The 19,631-nt window shown below is 38.7% G+C and carries 19 protein-coding genes; 13 read left to right on the top strand and 6 right to left on the bottom strand.

Annotation, left to right across the window (positions count from 1 at the left end):
- Window positions 1–19: 19 nt before the first annotated feature.
- The 3 genes from KSU66_RS09050 to KSU66_RS09040 all read left to right on the top strand — a co-directional run bounded on the left by KSU66_RS09050 (window position 20) and on the right by KSU66_RS09040 (window position 2,779).
- Window positions 20–688 (top strand): hypothetical protein, encoded by a 669-nt coding sequence (locus KSU66_RS09050; protein WP_269051115.1) that lies wholly within the window; start codon window positions 20–22, stop codon window positions 686–688.
- A 72-nt stretch (window positions 689–760) separates the two neighbouring features.
- Window positions 761–1,411, top strand: coding sequence for a sugar transferase (locus KSU66_RS09045; RefSeq protein ID WP_269051114.1), 651 nt, complete (start codon window positions 761–763; stop codon window positions 1,409–1,411).
- 213 nt (window positions 1,412–1,624) lie between these two features.
- Window positions 1,625–2,779, top strand: coding sequence for an aminotransferase class I/II-fold pyridoxal phosphate-dependent enzyme (locus tag KSU66_RS09040; RefSeq protein ID WP_329958794.1), 1,155 nt, complete (start codon window positions 1,625–1,627; stop codon window positions 2,777–2,779).
- 1,037 nt (window positions 2,780–3,816) lie between these two features.
- Here KSU66_RS09040 and KSU66_RS09035 read toward each other — a convergent pair.
- The 6 genes from KSU66_RS09035 to KSU66_RS09010 all read right to left on the bottom strand — a co-directional run bounded on the left by KSU66_RS09035 (window position 3,817) and on the right by KSU66_RS09010 (window position 8,211).
- Window positions 3,817–4,065, bottom strand: coding sequence for a transposase (locus KSU66_RS09035; protein WP_269051112.1), 249 nt, complete (start codon window positions 4,063–4,065; stop codon window positions 3,817–3,819).
- 5 nt (window positions 4,066–4,070) lie between these two features.
- On the bottom strand, window positions 4,071–4,910 hold the full coding sequence (locus tag KSU66_RS09030; RefSeq protein WP_269051111.1) for an IS110 family transposase: 840 nt from the start codon (window positions 4,908–4,910) through the stop codon (window positions 4,071–4,073).
- Window positions 4,911–5,068: 158 nt separating this feature from the next.
- Window positions 5,069–5,491: a transposase gene (locus KSU66_RS09025; RefSeq protein ID WP_269051110.1), complete on the bottom strand. Its 423-nt coding sequence runs from the start codon at window positions 5,489–5,491 to the stop codon at window positions 5,069–5,071.
- A gap of 168 nt (window positions 5,492–5,659) precedes the next feature.
- Complete coding sequence (locus tag KSU66_RS09020; protein WP_269051109.1) at window positions 5,660–6,442, bottom strand: ATP-binding protein; 783 nt, start codon at window positions 6,440–6,442, stop codon at window positions 5,660–5,662.
- The gene (locus KSU66_RS09015) at window positions 6,421–7,329 is read right to left on the bottom strand and encodes a magnesium chelatase domain-containing protein (RefSeq protein WP_269051108.1); all 909 of its coding nucleotides are present in this window, start codon (window positions 7,327–7,329) and stop codon (window positions 6,421–6,423) included. Before KSU66_RS09015 ends, KSU66_RS09020 begins: the two co-directional genes overlap by 22 nt.
- A 399-nt stretch (window positions 7,330–7,728) precedes the next feature.
- Window positions 7,729–8,211: a sigma-70 family RNA polymerase sigma factor gene (locus tag KSU66_RS09010; RefSeq protein ID WP_269051107.1), complete on the bottom strand. Its 483-nt coding sequence runs from the start codon at window positions 8,209–8,211 to the stop codon at window positions 7,729–7,731.
- Between the two features lie 726 nt (window positions 8,212–8,937).
- Here KSU66_RS09010 and KSU66_RS09005 point away from each other — a divergent pair.
- The 10 genes from KSU66_RS09005 to KSU66_RS08960 all read left to right on the top strand — a co-directional run bounded on the left by KSU66_RS09005 (window position 8,938) and on the right by KSU66_RS08960 (window position 19,620).
- The gene (locus tag KSU66_RS09005) at window positions 8,938–9,714 is read left to right on the top strand and encodes a DNA sulfur modification protein DndB (protein ID WP_329958798.1); all 777 of its coding nucleotides are present in this window, start codon (window positions 8,938–8,940) and stop codon (window positions 9,712–9,714) included.
- A gap of 207 nt (window positions 9,715–9,921) precedes the next feature.
- The gene (locus KSU66_RS09000; protein ID WP_269051106.1) at window positions 9,922–10,287 is read left to right on the top strand and encodes a hypothetical protein; all 366 of its coding nucleotides are present in this window, start codon (window positions 9,922–9,924) and stop codon (window positions 10,285–10,287) included.
- Window positions 10,238–10,972 carry a DNA sulfur modification protein DndB gene (locus tag KSU66_RS08995; protein ID WP_269051105.1) on the top strand — a complete coding sequence of 245 codons (735 nt, stop codon included), beginning with the start codon at window positions 10,238–10,240 and terminating at the stop codon, window positions 10,970–10,972. Before KSU66_RS09000 ends, KSU66_RS08995 begins: the two co-directional genes overlap by 50 nt.
- Window positions 10,973–11,121: 149 nt before the next feature.
- The gene (locus tag KSU66_RS08990) at window positions 11,122–11,703 is read left to right on the top strand and encodes a competence protein ComK (RefSeq protein WP_269051104.1); all 582 of its coding nucleotides are present in this window, start codon (window positions 11,122–11,124) and stop codon (window positions 11,701–11,703) included.
- Window positions 11,704–11,969: 266 nt separating this feature from the next.
- A complete protein-coding gene (locus tag KSU66_RS08985; protein ID WP_269051103.1) occupies window positions 11,970–14,018 on the top strand; it encodes a BglG family transcription antiterminator in 2,049 nt (682 codons plus the stop codon).
- Between the two features lie 61 nt (window positions 14,019–14,079).
- Window positions 14,080–14,355, top strand: a complete 276-nt coding sequence (locus tag KSU66_RS08980; RefSeq protein ID WP_269051102.1) for a PTS sugar transporter subunit IIB — start codon at window positions 14,080–14,082, stop codon at window positions 14,353–14,355.
- A 1-nt stretch (window position 14,356) separates the two neighbouring features.
- The gene (locus KSU66_RS08975) at window positions 14,357–15,619 is read left to right on the top strand and encodes a PTS ascorbate transporter subunit IIC (protein ID WP_269051101.1); all 1,263 of its coding nucleotides are present in this window, start codon (window positions 14,357–14,359) and stop codon (window positions 15,617–15,619) included.
- Window positions 15,620–16,384: 765 nt separating this feature from the next.
- Entirely contained in the window at window positions 16,385–17,401 is a 1,017-nt protein-coding gene (locus KSU66_RS08970) for a DctP family TRAP transporter solute-binding subunit (RefSeq protein WP_269051100.1), read from the top strand.
- 462 nt (window positions 17,402–17,863) lie between these two features.
- Window positions 17,864–18,343 carry a TRAP transporter small permease gene (locus KSU66_RS08965; protein ID WP_269051099.1) on the top strand — a complete coding sequence of 160 codons (480 nt, stop codon included), beginning with the start codon at window positions 17,864–17,866 and terminating at the stop codon, window positions 18,341–18,343.
- Window positions 18,340–19,620: a TRAP transporter large permease gene (locus tag KSU66_RS08960; protein WP_269051098.1), complete on the top strand. Its 1,281-nt coding sequence runs from the start codon at window positions 18,340–18,342 to the stop codon at window positions 19,618–19,620. Before KSU66_RS08965 ends, KSU66_RS08960 begins: the two co-directional genes overlap by 4 nt.
- Window positions 19,621–19,631 lie beyond the last annotated feature (11 nt).

Here is a 19,631-nt window from a genome sequence, read left to right as displayed (position 1 = left end):
ATAACAGGGGGGATTATATATGGACAAAGTAATTATTATTGGTGGTAGAGGATCTGCAGTCGTCATCGGAGAACAAATTTATGATACCCAAATTAAAAATGGTGGTGTTGAATTTTTAGGTTATGCTTTTGATGACGAAACACTAGGGGATAATGTTAATGGCTTTCCAATTTTATGTAAGACTAATGAAGTTAAAGAAAAATATGAAGCGTATAGCGATGTAAAGTTTATTTATCAACTTTACAGACCAGATGTAATGCAAGAAAGAATTAATTGGCTGGAAAATCTTGGAATTAGTCCCAATAAATTTTACACATTTATTCACCATTCGGCAATGGTAGCAAAGTCTGCCAATATCGGAGTAGGATCAGCAATCCTTGCTAATTCAGTTATTAATCCAAATAGTGTGATAGGAAGTCATTGTACTATTCACTCAAATAGTCTTATTGGCCATGACACTAAAATTGGTTCTCATAACTTTATTGCAGCGCACAATGTTGTAGGAAGTTCGTCAATAATAGGAAATGGTAATTTCTTTGGAATAAATAGTACATTTAACAATTATAGTAATATTGGAGATTTAAATTTTGTCGGTATGGCAACAAATGTTGTAAAGGGCCTAGAATCTAACCAAAAAGTTTATGGGAATCCTGCTAGAGAATTCAAGAAAAAAATTAAACCATTATAATACTAGATTTTTTTGAAATCTATTTAATACTATAACTACTAAGTTCAATTAAATGATAGGATAGTGCTTGCTATGAAAAAATATGTTAATTTAAAATATGTACTAGATAGATTATTTGCATTTACCATGCTATTAATTACTTCACCGATAATGGCAATCGCAATATTATTTATACTACGCGAGGATTCCAAAGCATCTCCTATATATAAGACAGAAAGAGTAGGAAAAGACAATAAAGTATTTTATGTATATAAATTGCGAAGTATGATTGCCACAAAAGAAATAAATGGAATGAAATTAAGTGATGCTGAGAGAATGCTAACTGTAGGTAAGTTTTTAAGAAAGACAAGTATCGATGAGTTGCCTCAATTAATTAATATACTAAAGGGCGAAATGAGCTTTATTGGACCTAGACCTTTACCAAAAGTTTATCTACCTTATTACAATGTAGAAGAACTGCGTAGACATAAACTAAAGCCTGGTATTAGCGGTTGGGCGCAAGTAAGGGGTAGGAATAATTTAAATTGGGAAGACAAATTCAAACTTGATTTGGAGTATGTAAACAAAGTATCATTAATGTTTGATCTTAAAATATTTTATTTAACACTGATTAAAGTATTTAAGCATTCGGATGTAGTTACTAGAGGAGACGGACAAGAAGTTGATTTTCATACATACAGGACTGAACAAAATGAAGAATTGGTAATAACAGGAAAGGATTGACTTGTTATTATTTTAATTAATTATAACTTGTTTACATGCTGCAATGAATTACCCTAATTGTACGATGTTAAGAGAAATTTACAAATGTAATCTGAATGTTACTTTATATTGTATTTTGAATTGACACTGTAATTTTTCGGGGTGACTGTATCTCGGGTATTGATTTGTTAAGCAATCTCAAGTAAAATCCAATACGATATTTTTGAAGAGGGAGTGGTAATCATGTCTGAAAAAAAAAGAATCTTTTTATCCTCCCCTCACATGAGCGGGAATGAACAGGAATACATAAATGAAGCATTCGAAACGAATTGGATTGCGCCACTAGGAACGAATGTCAATGCGTTTGAAGAAGAAATGACTACGTATACCAGAACAGCCGGATCCGCTGTGTTGTCTTCTGGAACTGCCGCGATCCACTTGGCATTGGATTTGGTAGGTGTAGGGCAAGGTGATGTGGTATTTTGTTCTAGCTTGACGTTTGTTGCAAGTGCAAACCCAATCCTGTATTTAGGCGCTGAGCCTGTTTTTATCGATTCTGAGGAAGAGACATGGAATATGTCGCCAGATGCGTTATCACGCGCTATGGAGGATGCACAAGCTGCTGGGAAGCTTCCAAAAGCAATTGTGGTGGTTAACTTGTATGGCCAAAGTGCAAAAATGGACGAGCTAATGGCTATCTGTAATTCTTTTGGTGTACCTATGATTGAGGATGCTGCGGAGTCCCTCGGCTCGTCTTATAAAGGGAAGAAGAGCGGAACGTTTGGTAAGTTTGGCATCTATTCATTTAACGGCAACAAAATCATCACAACGTCAGGTGGAGGCATGCTTATATCTGAAGATGTAGATGAATTGGGACGTGCCCGCTTTTTAGCAACACAAGCTCGAGACCAAGCAAAACATTATCAACATAGTGCAGTTGGTTATAACTATCGAATGAGTAATATCCTTGCAGGTGTTGGTCGAGCTCAGCTTGAAGTGTTAGATGACCGTGTAGAGGCGAAACGTGCAGTGTTCACCCGCTATCAAGAGGCACTTAGTGGGATTGATGGTGTCATGTTCATGCCTGAGCTAGAAGACACGTATTCGAATCGTTGGTTGACGGCGATGACGCTGGATCCGGATAAAGTACGGATAACGCCTTATGCGCTAATGGATTTACTTGAAGCTGAAAATATAGAAGCAAGGCCTGTATGGAAACCACTTCATATGCAACCGTTGTTTGAAGCATGTAAGTTCTATCCGCATGCGGAAGATAATGTTGTGAGTGAACGGTTATTTGAGACAGGTATTTGTTTGCCATCGGGGTCGAATATGACTGTGGAAGAGCAAGAGAGAGTTATTGAATTAATTATAAAAGAATTGAAGTAAGAGAAAATTCAAGTGACTTGGATAATACGAAAAAAGCGCCCAGTATGGGTGCTTTTTTCGTATCGGTGTTAGTGTATGTATCATTTAGGTCTTCTTAATGACATAACAGACTTCTGGCAGCGTTGATGACCTTAGGAATATTCCTTTGATTATACATAAGTCGGGAATGTAGCTTAATAATGGACTCAATAAAAGATTAGGAAAAGGGCGATACAGCGTAATATTTTGTGCTGGGGGAAAACAAACACAATGTATGCTTGGGAAAGCAGATTAACTCCAAATTAGGGGCGGTCTCGGTTATCGATTCCCGGTACAAGGGAGGAGAGGTTAGGAATTGAATAAGGTATATGAATATGGAGCTTGCAAGCACTACGTTTGATCTTCCGTCTAGGCTTTATTTTCATTAATAGATGGATCCGAAGAATAGAAAGTGGAAATAACTGAAATTTAATTTAATTTAAGGTACCTGTGCGTGAAACTAATCAGTTAATTCACTACAATTGCATAAAATACGAAGGGGATACCGACTATATAGCACTTTGTCGATATCCCCTAGAATTATTATCCGAATTCTTGAGTTGTCATAATTGCACCTCGCACAGCGTTTAATGTGAAATAAGTCAAGCGCTAAGATAATAGATTTTTGGCCGCACGAAACCAAAGCCTCGTAATGGTATTTTTTTGAAACTCAACAATCACAGAACAATATAATGGCGTTTTTCCGCAACGTGAAAGGTCTTGCGTTTCATTCCACAGGGATACATCCTATTAAATACAAGCTCGTTTCTTTAACGTTTTATTCGTATTTGTGGAACAAGAACCATAACGCTGTGCGACGAGGTCATAAAAGCCTCAGGTACCTTCCAATGTGGTCTACGTTCCGGGAAAACGCCTATGTTTATTCCTAAATCTACTATTTACAGTTCTTCTGTTTTTAAATAGCGTTGATTGAACAGCTCTTGTTTTGCTGTATTTCTTAGTTTGCCAGCGATGACTTTTTCAAGATAATAATCCAGTTGACTACTCTTATAAAGCTGTTAATCCTTTATCATAGCGAAAGCAATCCGTAGGATCCGATTGCCTAAAGCAATATAGGCCTGACCTGGTTTCTTACCCTTTTCCTTCATTTCCAGGTAACGTATCTTCATTTCTGGATTCTGATTCGAAACATTTTTGCCGACCTGATAGACCACGTTTCTGAAGGCGGCCCTGCCTTGCTTCGATATGCGATAATGACTCGCACGTTTCCCGCCAGATTGTCTTACAATTGGATTTGTTCCGGCCATCTTGATTAGTTGCCCCGCATGTGTAAAGTCATGAACTTAGGTTTAGATATCGAGTTCTCGGCATAATCCAAAAGCCTTTCAATTACATCATCACGGAGTTTTAAGTTATTTTCTATTGAAATCTTCCTTAGTCCTGCTTTTCCAAGAGCCAAGATATCCGAAGGATGTGGATGGTTTCTCATCAAGAAGAGCGATGTTTTTGAAACGAACTGATCCAGGATTTTTATAACTTTTTTTTCACCACCAATTTTCACATTTTTCCCTTGAAACTCTCGGAAAATATGATCCATATACAAACGTAGGTGATTGATAGTCCTAGTTTGTGTGTTGACAAGCGTCCGTCTGGCCCTTGTTAATGTCTTTAACGACTCCAGTTCAAGTAGGGAATCAACGCTCGTCCCACCACGCCCATGAAGCAATGACTGGACAATCGCCATCAGATCCACACGGTCTGTTTTCGTGTAATTCAACACGGTTTCTCTTTCGCGGGCTGTCGTTGCCGCATTCAATATCCGGACGACATATCCTTCAACCATGCATAGTCTCACAAGGTCTTCATAGTAGTGCGCAGTCGTTTCAATTCCGACAATCACTTGTGAAAGTGAGTAAGCTTCACATGTCGTATCAATGTGTTTCTTCATCAAATGAAACCCTGTCATTGAGCCATCAAATTCGAATGGGTCCTGTAAAATATCGCCGTAAATTGTACACACCATCGCTGTATTTACATACTTCGCTGCGTCAATCGCTACAATACAATATTCTTCTGCTTTTTCTTCTCTCATTAAGCGGTTCCAGTGGCTTCCATTCTTCCCCTGAATATGATTAAATGATAGTGTAACCATTGTTTTCAGCTCCTCCTTTTGGTGGGGATTGTATATTGGAAGTTCTGTGATTGGTACTTCTCCTATACCCTGAAAACAATGGTTTTTTCATTTGCCTACTATCTATTTAACATTATAGGTACTTTTTCACAGAATCCCGAACAGGCTCCCTTTCCAAGTCATTCATCCATATGCTTGTCCTCCTCTTCTATTTGCTTGTATGTTAGACAATACTGGCAATAAGCTTGATTTGTTTTATCAAACGGGTTAGGTAGGAAATGGGCCAAGATGTTTGTTTTTAGATAGCTAGGTGGAACTAGTTCATTATTTACATAATAGGGATAAGAACTGTATGGGTAGTCTTCGAGTTTTTTGACCATCGGAATATTTGTGTCGATTGGGTTTCGGTGTATGCAGCTACTGACGGCGAGTATTGCCTGGGGTCCGTCGGCTTGTTTTGAAAAGTATCTTTTTTCATAAATGCGACCGATGTGTGAGTAGCGTTTGGCATAATAATCGCTATATCTTCGATTGATTCGCGCCATGACTTTAGCTAGATCGACGTGTTCAGAGCGTATAAGTAAATGGTAATGGTTTGTCATGATACAGAATGCGAGCATTGTGAAGTGGTGTATCCCGCCGCGTATTCAAAAGTTCGCATCAGCTCCGTCACGTCTTCTTTGGACTGAAATATATTTTGTCTATTGTTTCCGCGCATAATGACATGAAAGTAGGCATTAGGGTGCCAGTTTCTTTTTCGCCTTGGCAATTTAACGACCTCCTGGCATCGGGGATTGGGGCAACAGGGAGGGGCTACGTTTCCAGTCAATTGCTTCTTGTAAAGCCAGATCAGTGATGGAGTGCTCACCTTCTAGGTCAGAAATTGTTCGCGCAAGTCGAATGAGTTTTACTTGTGTACGATTACTCCATTTCTGCTCAAAACAAGTTTGTTCGATTAGGTTGGCTTGTTTGTTTGAGAGTCCACATGTTTCATGTAGTATCTGGAAAGCGACAGTTCCGTTGAGCTCTTCATTGCCATAGCGGTCCCGTTGCATTTCTCGTGCGCGTGTTGTTCGGATTCTTATTTCAGCAGACGATTCAGACGTTTTATCTTGTTGCAAGCCTACGTTTTTCAAGCTTAAGATAAAATCTAATCGGTCAAGAAGGAGGCCGGATGCTCTGTGTTGATAATTAGTCACTTGCTTTGGTGTGCATGTACAATACCTTTCATTTGAACCGAAATAGCCACAGGGACAAGGATTTGTCGCGGCAATTAAAATGAAAGTTGATGGGTAGGTAACTGTTTGCTTTACACGGCTAATTGTCACTTCACCGCTTTCGAGCGGTTGTCTCAGCATGTCGAGCGTTTTTCTGGAAAACTCGCCAAGCTCATCTAAGAATAGAACACCGTTATGGGCTAATGAAATTTCGCCGGGTTTAGGAAATGTCCCGCCGCCAATTAAAGATATGGATTGCTGTCTAGTCTTCAGGCGCCAACTCCTCGGGACATAAGTCGTTTCGCTACGAGGGGCTAAAGAACGCCCCCTACGCAAACCGTCTTATGCCTGTCGGAGCTGAACGGCGCCTTTCGCTTTTCTCGTGACGCGGAATGATGGGGGTTCCGATAAGGCGGTCGGCTGGAGAATCCGCGTGCCTCGCGTGCTAAATGGTAAATGCCATAGAGTTCAAGCATGGCTTCATGGGGCAGGTCTGGGAGTATTGTATGGAAAGCATCCGCAAGCATGCTTTTCCCGCATCCAGGTGGACCCGACAACAGAATATGATGTCCGCCCGCGGCCGAGATTTCCATCGCTCGCTTTGCTGCCTTGTGACCACGGATAGAAGAAATGTCTGTGGTGGATTGGGTTGTAGTTGATGATTCATGTTCTTCGACTAAAAGCTGTGTGGGGTGATCAAAGACGAGCGATGGTTGCCCCTGTAAATAGGAAACGAGCGTATTGATATTGGGCAGGGGAACAAGCTCCACGTCCGATACTTTTCGTAAAAAACTCACATCGATGGGCGGCAAGATGATTCGCTTGAAACCAAGAATAATCGCTTGTTGAATGGCAGGAATCATCCCGTGAAATTGCATAAGCTCGCCGTTAAGTGATAATGCAGATAGAACACACGTCGAATCATCGATCGGAAGCGGTTTTTTCAGTACTTCCTGCATAACGGCAAGAAGCATAGCACAGTCAAAACCAGTCCCACTCTTTCTGACATCAGCAGGCGACAAATGGATTGTGATCTTTTTCATTTCAATATCAAGATCCAGCGCATGTAAACAACTAAGCACGCGTTCTTTAGATTCTTTTATTGATGCATCGGGTAGTCCAATAATCACACATTGCTCTTTATCACTCCTCACGCTCGCCTCGACCCGAACTACATGCCCTTTCATCCCTTGGAGTCCGACACTCATAATATGCGAAGCCATTTATGGACCTCCCTCCCATTTAAATTGACTCAAGCATACTCAAAAAGCAATAGAGAATCAATCACCTGGCATATAGGTAAATACACACAATGGAAATTTGACGCCATTATTTGCTGAAAAGGTGGTCAAAATTCGTTTTTGGTGGGAAAAACGAGGTCAAAAAATTATTTTGAGGTTATTTCATTTTTGATAGGTTAAAAATCGGTACCTGTGCATGAAACTCCATGGCATAAAATACAAAGGGGATACCGACTATATAGCACATTGATTCGTGAACAGCAGCGTCAAAATTGGTATGCAAAATAAAGCGAGTTAAATCCAACCAGTACAACAACTGGTTGGATTTAACTCGTTTTTACTAGTTAGGGCCTGATGTTACATATATACAAAACTTGCAAGTTATATTAATACACCTCTCAACTTAACGAGCATTCGCTCACGGCGCTTTTTAATGCCGGCTACAGAAATACCTGCATTTTCAGCGCATTCGGCTTGCGTAAGTCCCTCGACGAACAGCCATTGGATAAGACTACGCTCAGATTCAGTCAACGATTCAAATGCAACCGCAACTCGGTCCGACCACATATCGGATACGGGGCCTTCGAAATCATTTAGCAATTCTAGCACATCATCTTCTGTCTGCATGACATTTTCCTCAAATCGGATTTCGCCTTTTAACCTATCAAGCATGGCACCCCGTATACTTCGAGATGCATAGGGCGCGAAATGCCCCCGCCCTTCCTCATAGCGTGTCCACGCTTGCCATAACGCAACGCGTCCGGCCTGCCTAAAGCTTTCATGATCACGGTAAATATTTAGTTTTCGAATGGATGCTGAAATCATTGGTTCATACTGGATTAATACGTTCTCAAATTCTGTCAAGATACGGTCCCTTCGACCGTGCACGATATGTTTTATTCCCGGGTACCCATATCGTAGGACATACGAGTTAAAGGAGCGAACGAACATTTTGAACGTTTACCTGGTGAAAGAGTACCTTTCCCTAGGCGAAAGAGAGTGAATGGTGACCAGTTAATTCATGAATAAGAATAAGTTTGAAGGTGATTGTCAAAAGGACTTATCGAGTGTATTGGACATAGGAAGCTTAGATAGTAAAAAGATTATCCATAAGTGTCGAGTTGAAATAATCGAGTAGCCTGGAATTTAGCTTTAGTTAATGGCAAAGGGAAGCGAAGACAAATCAAGATATTGACTGGACATTATGATAGATTCCGCGGAGATCCGAAGCAATTGGGATAAGATAACCTAGGGTTGTGTGGATAACCTTGAATAGAGCGCTTATTCCAGTCTAGTCTGAGGGAGGAAATGTATAAAAAAATGATCAACATAAATCAAGTGATTATTTTTGTCAAGGTTCAAGTAAAAATAGGAGATACTTCATCTAATAATCAAGTTAAACAGAATAAGAGTTAAGAAAGATTAGACATATTAGAATTAATAGTTATAATGAATAAAAAGGCAGGGGTGAAATTTACTATGTCAAATACTGGATTTTTCGCTACTCTACAAGGAGAAACGTATAATCAGTTTGGAAAAGAAGTCTTAACAACACAAATGCGCTTCTCGGCGTTAGAGGCGATTTTCTAGATTGACCATGAGGTACAAAGGCACTTAGATCCAAGGCGGCGTGCAGAAATTAGGACGTTTATCATCACATCACTTGAGAAAAACAAACATTTCTACTTTTCACCTCTAATCTTCTCAAGTCGGAAAAGTATACAGGAAGTAGCGGGAGGATTTGAACTTGAACAAGGGAATAAAATCTACATAATTGATGGACAACATAGGCTGTCAGCACTATCTTCGGCAATTAGTACCTTGAAAACTCAAAAGGAAACAGCAGAGGAAAAAAGTAATATCGAAGATGCGAATAAGCAACAAAGTTATATTGATTATCTTTCTTCCTATCCGATAGCGATGCAAGTTTATTTAGATTTAGATCAGCAAATGGAAAGGCAACTTTTTACGGATCTGAATACAGAAAGAAGAGAAGCGCATACAGGACTTGTTATGCAGTACGACCAGCGTGATACATACATAGAATTAACGAGAAATACCGCAAATCAATTACGAAATGACTTAGACATTGAATTCAAAGCATCAAGGTTAACAACCCAAAACTCGGCAGTTACATCCTTGGCAACGATGAGAAAGTGTCTGATAGCGATGTTTGAAGGGAAGTTGAGCGTTAAAACAGGAAATCTATACTATCGCGGTTGTAATCCAGCAGATGTGCCAATGATGTCAAAACAATTATTTACAATTTGGCCAAGCTTATTTCCACGGCAGATGGGCAATCGCAAGAAGTACGTTACGGGATTAACCGGCATTCAAATTGCGCTAGCCTTACGGTCTATTTGTTGACAAAATCTTATACTATCACGCATACCGAAGCGATAGATCTGTTGAGGCTGCTTAAAAAACAATGCACATGGGAACATGATGATCCCATTTTTGCGCATATGTACAACCCCGAGACGCTACAAATAAGAAGTCATTCAACGACTACGGCGATTAAGAAAACAACAATTGAATTTTTAAAAATCATTGAAAGAGAAAGGAGGTAGGTCATTGCTCATCAATGATGTTTTTACGAAACGCCAAACAATTATTAACTATCCAATCAAAGTAATACTTCAAATGTTAACGGACAAGGAGTTAACATTGAAAGAAATAAATAAAATGCAAGTGCGAATGATTCGACGCTATATATTGGATAATTTACTTACAGAGCAAATCTATCTTCCCCCAATTGTTGCACGTTTAGAGGAAGGCAGTTATTTTATGGATAGCAAACCGGCTAAATTAATTGTCATTGATGGAACGCAAAGAGTATATGCATTGGCACAGCTATCCACGTATATCGGGAAGGCGATTAGTAGTGACGATGAAGAGACGAGAGACAAACAAAGGCTTACAGCTCCTATACACACTTGATAAAATTGAAATTTCAGTTCAAGTATTTGAGGGACTTGATACGAATGAGGCGGATCAACTCTATATAGATCTAAATACAAAAAGTAAAAAGGTAGCACTTTCAAAGCGGATTTCTTTTGATTCGAGAAATGAAATCAATCAAACAACAAATGAAGTTCTGCATGGTAATCGCTTATTGAAAGAAGCGGGCGTTGAACAGGAGAAGCGTGCAGTCATGCGTCCTAAAAACAAAAACTTTGTATCACTGTCGCAACTTCGCCAGCTGGTCGCCTATTTTATAACAGGAAAAAGAATATCAAGTAGTCTCGCCTTTAAGGCGGAGATGACTTCGCAAAATGACGAAAATATCGCGTTAATAAATGTGTGGTTCGAAGAGGTATTTAAACTACATCCGGTTAAAACAATAGGGAATTACGAAGTGTCTATGTTAGCAAGTTTTCCGTTGTTGTATGCAGTTGCCGTGTACGCTTCCGAAGGACTGGAAGAGGAATCAGTTGAAGGGAAAGCACAGACAATTGTTTCGAGAATGCAACATTTGAAAAAAGTGAATTGGGCACGATCGAAACCGGAATGGAGAAAGTTTAAGGGTTCTGAAAGAGGACGCGAGAAGTATTATTATTTAGCGAATGACAAGAAGAATATTGAGGCATTAATCTCATGGCTTCGGCGTCAAGGAGGTGGGTAGGATGTGATTAAAAACGTTGGAAAAATCCCCGGATGAGAGAAGTCGTAGCAGACCAATCCGGGGAAGACAGTTGGCGTATACCAACCTATTGTTAGTATACTCCTTTTGCTGAAAGAAGTTAAGAGCAAACAACACAAGGGGGAAACAAGATGAAGGTAGTAAGCGAGCTCATTTTGAACAATGAAACGATTTTATTTTATCCTCAATTTGATGAATATGGAAACTTATTAACTGGTGTCATGGAAAAACACGGGACATATCTAATAGATATGCGCCCTTTGGACTTGATTGATTATAATCTAAGATACTACGGTACGAGCCTTGAAGGGGCCTCGGCAGGAACTAAAATGATTTTAGGAAAGATTGATATGAGACCCCTCGTCATGAATGAAAAACTTGGCTTGTACTGGTTTCCGAGTAGGTCGCCCTCTAGCGAAGATTGTGTTTGGTTTGCCTTACATCACATTAAAGATTATAAAAGTATTGGTGATAAGAAAACACTCGTAAATTTTAGCAATGGGAGTACTATTATTATGGACATTAGTTTCACATCGTTAGATAAGAAAGTTCAACGGGCATATAAGTTAAAGGGAAAAGTGGAGGGAAGAACTAGTGCATCAGCTTCACGCGTGACAGAATCGCATAATGTCTATCATTTGAATAAAAAATCAAAAAGCATAAATTATGAAATTAATCTTTTACGGCGTGAAAAAGAGTTGAAGCCTAGATAGTTTTTTTGGTGCCTGTGCATGACACTATTCTGGCTATTCACTACAATTGTATAAACAACAATAGGAATCCAACCAAATCAACATGTGGTTGGATTTATATTGTTTGTTTATTAAGTAATTTGAATTGTCATAATTGCACCGTGCACAGGCACCGTCACAAGGGAACACGTACCAATGCAGTAGGAAAAGGCGAGTAACTTTTGTGACCAAATGTTATATGAATTGAAAGCGTTTTCCGTTATAGTTTTTGTAAGGGGGAGCTAGTCGTGTTGGAAAGCCGTAGCTTAAATACTTTCTATCAAATGATGAAACTACAACCGGTGCAGCAAGCTTGGTTTATTGACAAGCTGAACTTAACTGGACATCAGTTTCAATATGATGTAGAAAAAATTAATAACTTTTTAGTTGATAGCGGGCTGTCGCCCATTCAAATTTCGACGGACCGAATTTTGATCCCTCAGGAAGTCATCGATTTTTGGAAGGAAAAAGGTGCAGGTTTTGAAGCTAGCCAATTTTCTTTTGATCCGGAAGAACGTGTAATTGTCATTTTGTTATATACCTTTATTAGACGTGAACCTATTTCTAATTTTCATTTTCAACAAATCCTTGGAATTAGTAAAAATACAGTGAGTGCAGATGTGAAGCGGGTCAATCAGTTTTGTATTGATTTTCGGGTTGAACTTCGCTATACACGTGAGCATGGGTACCATCTAAAAGGGTTAGAAGAAGATAAGCGGAATTTAATGCTCAAGTCGATTTCCCTGTTGAATGTTAAGTCTCACGCCTATGAAAAATTAACGTTTATCTTTCATCAGCAACAGTTAGAAAATAAGTTCGATTACTATCAGGAAATTTTAAGAGACTTTGAACAGCAATACGAGATCACATTTATTGAAGAAAGAATGGATGAATTTATCTACTTACTTCAAATGGTACATGTTCGTCAGCAACAAGAAAAACGAGTATTAATCTATCCGGATACGGTTAGTTATTTGGAGAAAAAAGAAGCTTATTTAATCGCTAACTTGATTCAGCAACGTTTGGGCTATACGACCGAGTCGGAAGAACTTGCCTTTCTAACAATCCAATTGCTCGGTATTAGCCAAGGAGAGATGACTCCTGCTAGAACGGATGCACTGCTTGGGATTACTGAACAAATTGTAGAGAGTTTTGAGCGTTATGCACTCATACAGTTTCACAATCGAGATAAGGCAATCGAAACATTATATTTACATTTCAAACCGGCGTATTACCGAATGCTCTATAAAATACCGATTACAAATGTCTTACTGACCGAAATTAAGAAAGAGCATCAAGATTTATTTATCGTTGTAACCGAAGTACTCAAACCGGTCGAAGAAATGTTGAATATTAAAATACCTGAAGATGAGATTGGTTTCCTTACGCTCCATTTTGGTGGGTTACTCAAACAGAATAGTGAGATACCAGTAAAAGTATTTAATGCAATCATTGTTTGTCCAAATGGGATAAGTTCAAGTTTGATGTTGGAGAACCAATTGAAATCACTTTTCCCAGAATTTCAGTGGACTTCATCGCTTTCATCTTATGATTTTCAGCGCCTAGATGAGGCGGAGTATGATCTAGTATTCTCAACTGTTCTACTTAAAACAACAAAACCATTATATGTGATTAGACCAATAATGAGTAGGCTGGAAAGAAAAGAACTTGTCCAAGCGGTAAAAGGGCGGACACTTCAACAGCACTATCAAAGTCCAACCTCTGATGAATTACTGAAGATTATTCGTCAATACGCGGACATTAAACAGCCAGACTTGTTAAAAAAAGCATTGCAACAAGTGTTATATCAAAGTGATCATTTGAATAAGGGGAGGAACCAACCAGTGTTAAAAGATTTATTAGTCGAGGGAAATATTCAGTTTGTAGATCAAGTCGTTGATTGGAAAGAAGCGGTCAAAATAGTCGCAGAACCGTTATTGTTAAATGATTCAATTACTCCTCAATATATCGATGTGATGATTGAGAATGTGGAAACAACAGGACCCTATATTATTATAGGTGAGAAAGTTGCAATTCCTCATGCGCGTCCAGAATTTGGTGTGAAAAAGTTGGGGATGACCTTGCTGAAATTACAAAAACCTACTCACTTATTGAATGATGAGGCTAATGAAGTTGAAATATTTATTTGTTTAGCGGCAATAGACAACCAAACACATCTCAAGGCTTTAGCTCAGTTAACTACGCTTTTGAGCGATCCTGTAAAATTAAAGCTTTTAAAAGAGGCGGAAGTAAAACAGGATATTCTAGATCTAGTTGAAGAGTTTTCAGTACAGTAATTTTACCGTCTTCGAATTTCAAATAATAAATTAAATTTAAAACCAATAGGAGGAAACAAAAATGAAAATTTTAGCAGTGTGTGGAAATGGATTAGGAACGAGTTTTATTTTATCGATGAACGTTAATAAGGCATTAAAAGAATTGAATATTGATGGCGAATGTAAAAATATGGACTTGGCCAGTGCGAAAACGGAAGTGGCTGATTATTATATCGGTACGCCTGAAATTATGGAACAATTGCAAAATGGTGATAAGAAAACAATTGACATCATCAATATGGTAAGTGCAGATGAAATACAAAAAGCATTAAGTTCTCATATTTTGGGGGAGAAATAAGTTGTTCGATTTGATCATGAAGGATATATTAGGTACCCCAGCTATTTTAGTTGGATTGTTCGCTTTAGTCGGTTTACTGTTGCAGAAAAAGGCGATTGCTGATGTTGTTTCTGGTACATTAAAAACAATCATGGGCTTCATTATTCTTGGCGCAGGTGCGGGTGTATTAATCGGTTCACTAGATATCTTCGGTGAAATGTTTGAGAAAGCATTTAATATTCAAGGTATCATTCCTAATAATGAAGCGATTGTGGCACTAGCACAAGATACATTTGGTACTGAAACAGCTATGATTATGTTAATTGGTATGCTAGTTAACATAGTGTTGGCACGTTACACGAAGTTTAAATACATATTCTTAACCGGGCATCACACAATGTTTATGGCTTGTTTACTAGCCGCGGTTCTTTCAACTTCAGGTATGGGAAGCGTCATGCTAGTAATTGTAGGATCCCTTATTTTAGGTACATTAATGGTCCTACTACCTGCTATGTTGCAACCCACAGTACGAGAAATTACTGGTTCAGATGATATTGCTGTAGGTCACTTCGGTTCATTTGGTTATTTACTTTCTGCTAAAGTTGCGAAATTGACTGGAGACAAAACGAAATCAACTGAAGATGTCAAAGTACCAAAATCACTTGGATTCTTACGTGATTCTTCAGTCGCGTTGGCATTAACAATGGCAATCATGTTCCTAGTTGTATCTTTAATAGTTGGACCTACTTATATTGAAGAAAACTTGAGTGATGGTGCAAACTTCTTAGTGTTTTCATTACTACAAGCTATTACATTCGCTGCGGGTGTTTTCATCATCCTTGCAGGTGTTCGTATGCTAATTGCTGAAATTGTTCCGGCATTTAAGGGGATTGCGGATAAAATTGTACCAAATGCAAAACCTGCATTAGACGTACCAATTGTATTCCCTTTCGCACCAAACGCGGTTATTATTGGGTTTATGGCGAGCTTTGTAGCAGGATTATTAAGTATGTTTTTACTTCCGCTTGTAGGATTAGCCGTTATTGTACCTGGACTTGTTCCACACTTTTTCTGTGGAGCTGCTGCAGGAGTATTCGGTAATGCTGTTGGCGGACGAAGAGGCGCAATAATTGGTGCTTTTGCCCAAGGGTTGTTAATCAGTTTCCTACCAGCCATGTTGTTACCAGTTCTAGGTTCACTAGGATTCCAAGGAACCACTTTTGGTGATTCTGACTTTGGTGTTGTAGGTATTCTTATTGGTTATATAATTAGTCTGTTTAGTTAAAAACGTGAAACTATTAACCTAATAGGTGCCGAGTTCTGGCGCAAAACTGAATTGGGTTTTAGTGTTGGATACATTGCACTAGAAGCTATTCAGTGAGTTAACTGCAATTGCATAAAGGAAATTAGGAGCCCAATCAAAGATTGGGCTCTGTTTGTATTCTTAAACATCAAGTATAAAGAAATTGGTGTGTATTTAGTCTGATGATTTATTCACTAGATCTACTGGTCTAGTTGATTGGAGTGGAAGTCGGCGACTCCGGTGGGATTTAGCGTGAGGCCACTGAAAAACTAGTTCCCTTTGGATATTCTAGTTGATTGGAGTGCAGAGCGGCGACTCCAGCGGAAACAACACGATCTGAAAGCCCCGCAGGAGCGCGCTTTTCGCGACGAGGAGATTGAAGAAGTGTCCGCGGAAAGCGTCCGCTCGGAACGGAAATCAACGGTGTTACAGAAAGCGTCAGGGAAAGATCGAACTGTAACTTTCCGCACTGTCCGACTCGAACGCAAATCAATGTACTTTATATAAAAGAATAACAAGTAAGTATCGTGAAATACATATTTAAACTACTTGAAGTATTCCATAAAATAAGAGTTGACAATTAATTCCGCCTACTGTAATCTACAACAAAGACCTGTATACAGTATACAGGTGATTGGGAGGCTAGAAGAATTAACATATAAGCTGCTGCAAACAATTACGGTTGTAAGCGATTACACCACGTGACTGAAAGCTAACTTTAAAACTAAAAATAGGGGGAAATAAACTATGAAAAAGATTACATATGCGTTAATGGGTTCGCTTATCTTTTTACTTGTAATGGCTGGATGTTCTGATGACTCATCAGATGGTTCAAAAGATGGCGGGGAGAAAGTTAAATTACAACTAGGTCACGCATTATCAGAAGGAACACCAGCTTCAGATTTAATAAAGGATATGGCCAAAGAAATTAATGAGAAAACAGAGGGTCGCGTAGAAATAGATATATTCCCAAACAGTCAACTAGGATCAGAAACAGAAATGCTGGAGCAAGTTCAATTAGGAACGATGGAATCAGCTGCAATTATGGTTGGAACTATGCAATCACTTGATATGAAAATGGCAATTGAAGATTTACCTTATATGTGGAAAGATATTGACCATGCTCGTGAAGCTTATAATGGAGAATTTGGAGATTACTTAGCAAATGTAATGGATGAACAAGGTATGAAAAAGATCGGCTACGTTGAGTGGGGTTTTAGACATATTACAAACAATAAAAAACCAATTGTAAAACCCGAAGATGTGGATGGTCTGAAAATTCGTGTCGCTCAGTCTAAATTACGTATTGATGCATTTGAAGAACTAAATGCACTGCCAACCGCAATGGCTTTTAGTGAAGTATATGGTGCTTTACAACAAGGCGCTTTGGATGCACAAGAAAATCCTTTAGCGAATATCGTTGCACCAAAGTTTAATGAAGTTCAAAAATATCTTTCGTTAACAGGGCATTTTTACAACACAATTATGATGGTTGTTGCTAACGATACTTGGGACAAGATTTCTGATGAGGATCAAAAAGTTATTTTAGCGGAATCAGAAAGAATTTCAAAAGAAGTTCAAGTTCAGAACGATAAAGTGGAAACTGAATATGTCGAAGAACTGAAAGAAAAAGGAATGCTTGTGAACGACGATGTAGACACAAATGCTTTCCGTGAAAAGATGTTGCCTGTGTATGAGAAATGGGAGAAAGATGTTTTCGGGGAAGAGTTAATGGATATTTATAGAGCAGCTTCTGGTTGGTAATCATAACGTTTCCTTGTTTGAACAGTTTTGTTTAAACGAGGAAATTTTAATCTATATAGGTTGAACTAATGATTCTCACTAAATAAGAATAGTGTTGATTTCCATTCCGAGCGGACGCTTTCCGCGGGCACGTCTTCAATCTCCTCGTCGCGGGGACAGTGCTCCCAAACGCTAACGCTTTTCGGTCGCAAAAGCCGTTCTTCGTGACGGCTCTTCCTGCGGGGCATTCATTAAGTACATGTATAATTTCTGTAAAGAACACAGAAATTATACAAACCGAACCCTACGTCGTTCGGCTCGCTGGGGTCGCCGCTCTACATTCCAATCAACTGAATGTCACATTCTTTTGTTCAACACTTATATTTTGGGAAAAACCACTGATTCTCGAGTCTTTAACGATTGCTCAATGTACATTGGCATTAACTTCACTTATAAAAACCGATTGAAAAGGAGGACATCATGTTGAATAAATTGACCAATAGTATCGTTAAATTGCTGTCAATATTTTGTGTCATAGTCATTACAGGCTTAACGCTCATTGTATTTATTCAAGTATTTTCAAGATTTATCAAATACTCAATTCCTGGTACAGAGGAGTTGGCAAGACTATTAATCGTTTGGTTAACGTTCCTTGGTTCAAGCTTAGCAATCTACGAAAAAATGCACTTAGGAGTTCGTTATTTTGTAGGATTGGTTAGTATCAACAAACAGAAAAAGATTGACTTTTTTATACATATTTTAATGATTTTATTCTTTAGTGTCTTAGTATTTTATGGATTCAAATTAACGATGTCTACTGTGGCGACAACATCTCCTGCATTGCAGATTTCTATGGCAATCTTTTATGGTGTCATCCCCATTAGTTCATTGTTTTCTATCTACTTTATTATTGTGAATATGATCAATCCCTCTCATTCACGACAAGGGGAGGCGACACTATGATCATCGCTATTTTAGTTTTATTTTTCGCATTGCTATTTCTAGGGATGCCTATCGCATTTACAATCGGTATTGTTTCAGTAGGCGTATTATTTTTCAGTGATATCTCATTAGAAGTCATGGTTCAAAGAATGTTTGCTGGCGTAAATAACTTCTCTTATTTAGCATTACCCCTCTTTATATTAGCCGGTAATATTATGGGCAAGGGTGGACTTACGAAGAGACTGATGGCTTTGGCAGATGTGATCGTCGGTAGATTTTCAGGTGGTTTAGGAATGACTGCAGTTGTAACAAGTGCATTTTTCGGTGCAGTATCTGGCTCAACTGTAGCGACTACCTATGCTGTTGGTTCTGTCATTGTCCCAAGAATGAAAGAGCAAAAATACAGCAACTCCTTTATTGCGGCAATTATTGGTCCCGCCGGCGTGTTGGGACTCATTATACCACCGAGTATTACGATGGTTATTTTAGGGATTACAGCAAATATATCAATAGGTAAGCTATTCATTGCAGGATTTTTACCAGGTGTTTTATTAACAGTTGCGCTCTGTATTTACGTAGCCTACATGTCTAAGAAAAAAGGTTTTGGCGTAGTAGAACAAACTAGGCCTTCGCGTTCAGAGTTTTTGAAGATTTGTTTACGAGCGTTCTTCCCGTTAATGGCGCCGCTCTTTATATTAGGTGGTATTTTCAGCGGACTTGTCACTGCGACAGAGGCTGCGGTCATTGCAGTCGTATATGGTTTCATCTTGTCAATGTTTTATAAAGAATTGACATTCAAAAAGTTCAAAGAAATCATGATCACCTCAGCAACGACTTCTGCAATCATATTAATTATTATTTCAGTTGCTAGCGCATTTACTTATGTACTAACAGCCAACAGAATTCCTGATATGATTACCGAGTTCTTTTTACAGTTCGCTAGTACGCCGTTGCAATTCTTATTAGTTGTATCACTTATTCTATTTATTCTAGGTACGCTAACTGAAGTTACTTCTTTAATCATTTTGTTAAGTCCGATATTCATGCCGATCGCTTTGCAATACGGCATCGATCCAATTCATTTTGGCATGGTACTCATTATGAACTTTGCTTTAGCAAACATTACGCCACCAGTTGGCTTATCGTTAATTGCAGGTTGTAGCATTACGGACAGAGATATGGGCATTGAAAAAACCTTCCCGTACATATTACATGTGATCGGAATTGTGGCTTTTGTCGTATTACTTATCATTTTCTTCCCAGCAATTTCAACATTTATTCCAAATCTATTTGATTAAGGAGGGGTGCT

Source organism: Sporosarcina sp. G11-34, assembly GCF_026931025.1.
Note: the sequence above shows the minus strand (reverse complement) of the source record. Positions and strands in the feature narration are given on the sequence as shown.

What these genes read in the sequence shown, in the direction of transcription:
- KSU66_RS09050 (WP_269051115.1), top strand. Translation starts at nt 20, where the DNA reads ATGGACAAAGTAATTATTATTGGTGGTAGAGGATCTGCAGTCGTCATC.
- KSU66_RS09045 (WP_269051114.1), top strand. Translation starts at nt 761, where the DNA reads ATGAAAAAATATGTTAATTTAAAATATGTACTAGATAGATTATTTGCA.
- KSU66_RS09035 (WP_269051112.1), bottom strand. Translation starts at nt 4,065, where the DNA reads ATGGCCGGAACAAATCCAATTGTAAGACAATCTGGCGGGAAACGTGCG.
- KSU66_RS09030 (WP_269051111.1), bottom strand. Translation starts at nt 4,910, where the DNA reads ATGGTTACACTATCATTTAATCATATTCAGGGGAAGAATGGAAGCCAC.
- KSU66_RS09025 (WP_269051110.1), bottom strand. Translation starts at nt 5,491, where the DNA reads ATGACAAACCATTACCATTTACTTATACGCTCTGAACACGTCGATCTA.
- KSU66_RS09015 (WP_269051108.1), bottom strand. Translation starts at nt 7,329, where the DNA reads ATGGCTTCGCATATTATGAGTGTCGGACTCCAAGGGATGAAAGGGCAT.
- KSU66_RS08995 (WP_269051105.1), top strand. Translation starts at nt 10,238, where the DNA reads ATGAAGAGACGAGAGACAAACAAAGGCTTACAGCTCCTATACACACTT.
- KSU66_RS08990 (WP_269051104.1), top strand. Translation starts at nt 11,122, where the DNA reads ATGAAGGTAGTAAGCGAGCTCATTTTGAACAATGAAACGATTTTATTT.
- KSU66_RS08980 (WP_269051102.1), top strand. Translation starts at nt 14,080, where the DNA reads ATGAAAATTTTAGCAGTGTGTGGAAATGGATTAGGAACGAGTTTTATT.
- KSU66_RS08970 (WP_269051100.1), top strand. Translation starts at nt 16,385, where the DNA reads ATGAAAAAGATTACATATGCGTTAATGGGTTCGCTTATCTTTTTACTT.
- KSU66_RS08960 (WP_269051098.1), top strand. Translation starts at nt 18,340, where the DNA reads ATGATCATCGCTATTTTAGTTTTATTTTTCGCATTGCTATTTCTAGGG.